This window comes from Melaminivora alkalimesophila (assembly GCF_000282995.1).
GTDB classification, from domain to species: domain Bacteria; phylum Pseudomonadota; class Gammaproteobacteria; order Burkholderiales; family Burkholderiaceae_C; genus Melaminivora; species Melaminivora alkalimesophila.
This window is the reverse complement of sequence record NZ_ALEE01000723.1, coordinates 1-3,782: the sequence shown is the minus strand read 5'-3', so window position 1 is coordinate 3,782 and position 3,782 is coordinate 1. Positions and strand designations below refer to the sequence as shown.

Below are 3,782 nucleotides of genomic sequence, written 5' to 3'. Positions count from 1 at the left end.
GGCAGCGGCACGGCCGCCGACCCGCGCCTCTTCCAGGCGATCAACGTGGAGCGCGCGCGCATCTCCGGCTTCGAGCTCAAGGGGCGCTACGACTGGGGCAGCGTCGCCGGCGGCAGGCTGCTGACCAGCTTCGCCTACGGCCGCGCGCGCGGCACCAACCTGAACACCGGCCAGCCGCTCAACTCCATCGACCCGGCCCAGCTGGCGCTCGGCCTGAACTACGCCACCGGCCCCTGGTCCCTGCAGCTCGATGCGCGCCACCATGCAGCCAAGCGCGCGCGCGACGTGGACAGCAGCACCGCTGTCAAGCCGCCCCACACCCAGTTCACCATCCCGTCCGCGACGGTGCTCGACGCCTCGGTGCAGTGGCGCGTGCGTCCGGACCTGCGCGTCAACCTCGGGGTGCGCAACCTCACGGACCGCAAGTACTGGCTGTGGCCCGACGTGTACGGCCTCGCGGCCGCATCCACCACCAACGACACCTGGACCCAGCCCGGGCGCAGCGCCCACCTGTCGGTGGTGTACGACTTCTGAGCCGGCCGGGCAGGGCCCGGTGAGCTGCCACGCAAAAAGGCCACCCGAGAGGGTGGCCTTTGCCTTGGTCGATCGGCTGGCCCTAGCGAGGCGTGGTCACCAGCAGGCGGTTCACGTCGCGGTCGTTGGGCAGCGCGTAGTCGTGGGCGCGGATGATGCGGCTGTCCTCGGTGCGCACCAGCTTCAGGCTGACGTAGGTGTAGCTGGCGGCCGGCGAGTAGGTGCCGACCAGCACCATGGAGGCGTGGTGCTGGCGTGCGATGTCTTGCAGCTCGCGCGACAGCAGCAGCTCGCCCGTGCCTTCCTTGACGAAGACGTCGCCGCGCAGCTTCACTTCCTTCACGTCGAAGCCGGACATCGCCATGCCGCTGGCGTATTGCTCGGACAGGGTCCGGCCCAGGGGGGCGGACATGCGCAGGTCGTTCACGTTGACGACGGTGGCCACCAGCACCGGGCCGGCGCCGGTGGAGGACAGGTCCAGGTTGCCGAGCAGGCGCGCCACGGCGTCGCGGCTGCTTCGCACCAGCGGCGCCTGGGCGGCGTTCTCGTAGGTGGGCTCGGTGCGCACCTGGGGCTTGGGCTGGGCGCAGCCGGCCAACAGCGCTGCGGCGCAGGACAGGGCGAGGAGCGAGAGGGAAGGGCGCGTGCGGATCATTGCGAGACCACCTTCAGGTTGACGGCGCGGTAGTGCTGCGGGCGCAGGAACAGCGGAGCGTCGGCGTTCTCGAGGTAGTACACGTCGGTCTTGCGCGCGACGTACTGGCCGCCGCGGCTCACGGTGGTGGTCAGGATCAGCTCGGTGTTGGTCGGGCCGCCGGAGCTCATGCTGGCGGCGTAGTCGGCCGCCACCGTCAGGCCCAGGGCACCCAGCAGCTGGGCGTCGATGTGCTCGTGGCGCAGACCGTAGGCGGCCATCAGGCCGGCGGCGATCATGGTGTACTGGCCGGGGATGAAGTGCGGCCGGTCGCTGTTGTGGCGCACCAGCTGCGTGTGGTAGGACACCTCCAGGGCGGAGCCCGGATCGCGCTGCACGGGCGCGCCGCCCTGCACCAGCTCGGTGATCAGGAAGTCGCGGAACGCCAGGTCGAAGGCACTCGGGTTGGGCGGGAAGGCCACATGCAGGGGAGTATCCGCACCGTAGCCGGCACGCTCCAAGGTGTTGCGCGTCTGGGCCACCACGTCGCGCGAGAGCAGTTCCCAGTGGCCTGCCGAGCGCACCTTGTGCTGGCTGGTCAGCTCGAAGTTCTTGGCGAGCGGGATCGGGGCGCTGCCGCAGCCGGCCAGCGCCAGCGCAGCAGCCGCTGCGGCGCACAGGCCGAGTGTCCTGATCAAAGACATGGGTTCCCTCCAGAGGATGAATGACGGCGCCGCGCACGGCCACAAGGCGGCCTGACCGCAGCGCATTTGGTTTTCGGACAATTCTGCGGGCTGCCTGGGGCAAAGACAAGCGCTATCGGCCTACAGACGACCGCCCTGTGCACAGGCAGGGGCGGGTTGTTGTTGTTTTGCCTTCCCTGCCCGCCCTTCAGCGCGTGCCGGCGCGCCGCTGCAGCACCTCGAACGCCGGCAGCTCCTTGCCCTCCAGCACTTCCAGGAAGGCCCCGCCGCCGGTGGAGATGTAGCCCACCCGGTCCTCGATGCCGAACTTGGCGATCGCCGCCAGGGTGTCGCCCCCGCCGGCGATGCTGAAGGCGCCGGAGGCGGCGATGGCCTCGGCGATGGCGCGCGTGCCGCCGGCGAACTGCTCGAACTCGAACACGCCCACCGGGCCGTTCCAGACGATGGTGCCCGCCGCCTGCAGCTGCTGCGCCAGCCGCGCCGCCGTCTCGGGGCCGATGTCCAGGACCATGTCGTCGTCCTGCACGTCCTGCGCGCGCTTGGTCGTCGCCTCGGCGTCGGCGGCGAAGGCCTTGGCCGTCACCACGTCGGTCGGGATCGGCACCTCGGCGCCGCGCGCGGCCATGGCCTCGATCACGGCGCGCGCCTCGCCCACCAGGTCGGCTTCGGCCAGGCTCTTGCCGATCGGCAGGCCGGCGGCGAGCATGAAGGTGTTGGCGATGCCGCCGCCCACGATCAGCTGGTCCACCTTCTCGGCCAGGCTCTGCAGGATGGTCAGCTTGGTGCTGACCTTGGAGCCGGCGACGATGGCCACCAGCGGGCGCTTCGGGTGGGCCAGCGCGCGCGTGAGCGCGTCGATCTCGGCGGCCAGCAGCGGGCCGGCGCAGGCGGTCGGGGCGTATTCGGCGATGCCGTAGGTTGTGCCCTCGGCGCGGTGCGCGGTGCCGAAGGCGTCGTTCACATAGATGTCGCACAGCCGCGCCATCTGCTGCGCCAGCGCCGGGTCGTTCTTCTTCTCGCCCGGGTTGGCGCGGCAGTTCTCCAGCAGCACCACCTGGCCGGGCTGCACCTCGACGCCATCCACCCAATCGGCCACCAGCGGCACTTCTCGGCCCAGCAGTTCGGCCAGGCGGGCGGCGACCGGCGCGAGCGAATCCTCGGGGCGCAGCGCGCCCTCCTTCGGGCGGCCCAGGTGGCTGGTCACCATCACCGCCGCGCCCGCCTCCAGCGCCATGCGGATGCAGGGGACGGAGGCGCGGATGCGCGTGTCCTCGGTGATGCGGCCGGCGGCGTCGAGCGGCACGTTCAGGTCGGCACGGATGAACACGCGCTGGCCGCGCACCCGGCCCTGGTCGCAAAGATCGGAGAAGCGAAGGATGTGCATGGAGGAAGGGAAAGGAACGGAGGACGGGCAGGCGGGCACGCCGGCGTGGCGCGCGCGCCCCTGGGCGGCCGATTGTAGGAAGGATGGGGCGGGGGCTGCCCGCGCGGCTACCAGCCCAGGCCGATGTGCAGCGGCAAATACACCGCCATGCCCAGGGCGATGGTGCCGAGGATGCTGCGGCGCCAGAAATAGTAGCCCCCCGCGCACAGCACGGCCGGCAGCCGGGCGTCGGCCAGGGTGCGCAGCAGCGCGCCGTCGGTCATCAGCAGCTCCGGCGCGATCACGCCCGCCAGCGCCGCCAGCGGGGCGTACTTGAGGCCGCGGCGCAGCCAGTCGGGCATGGGCAGCTCGCGCTCGGGGATCATGAAGAAGGCGCGCGTGACGAGCGTGATGACCGCCAGGCCCAGGATGGCGAGGATCGGCAGCAACCAGGATCCGTTCATGCCTGCTCCTGCTCGGCCGGGGCGCGCCGCGCGCGGCGCCAGGACCGCTCGGCCGCCTCGAAGCCCAGGCCGGCCGCCACGGC

At 71.5% G+C, this 3,782-nt stretch carries 5 protein-coding genes; 1 reads left to right on the top strand and 4 read right to left on the bottom strand.

From position 1 onward, the window contains the following. Positions 1-534: TonB-dependent receptor domain-containing protein (locus tag A612_RS14005; protein ID WP_040437020.1), on the top strand; the 534-nt coding region annotated here is incomplete at its 5' end. Positions 535-616: 82 nt separating this feature from the next. Here A612_RS14005 and A612_RS14000 read toward each other — a convergent pair. The 4 genes from A612_RS14000 to A612_RS13985 all read right to left on the bottom strand — a co-directional run bounded on the left by A612_RS14000 (position 617) and on the right by A612_RS13985 (position 3,699). Then, on the bottom strand, positions 617-1,189 hold the full coding sequence (locus A612_RS14000; RefSeq protein WP_019375083.1) for a FlgO family outer membrane protein: 573 nt from the start codon (positions 1,187-1,189) through the stop codon (positions 617-619). Beyond that, on the bottom strand, positions 1,186-1,872 hold the full coding sequence (locus A612_RS13995) for a hypothetical protein (protein WP_019375082.1): 687 nt from the start codon (positions 1,870-1,872) through the stop codon (positions 1,186-1,188). Before A612_RS13995 ends, A612_RS14000 begins: the two co-directional genes overlap by 4 nt. Before the next feature lie 187 nt (positions 1,873-2,059). Then, positions 2,060-3,256, bottom strand: a complete 1,197-nt coding sequence (locus A612_RS13990) for a phosphoglycerate kinase (protein WP_019375081.1) — start codon at positions 3,254-3,256, stop codon at positions 2,060-2,062. Between the two features lie 107 nt (positions 3,257-3,363). Further along, positions 3,364-3,699: an AzlD domain-containing protein gene (locus A612_RS13985; protein WP_019375080.1), complete on the bottom strand. Its 336-nt coding sequence runs from the start codon at positions 3,697-3,699 to the stop codon at positions 3,364-3,366. Positions 3,700-3,782 lie beyond the last annotated feature (83 nt).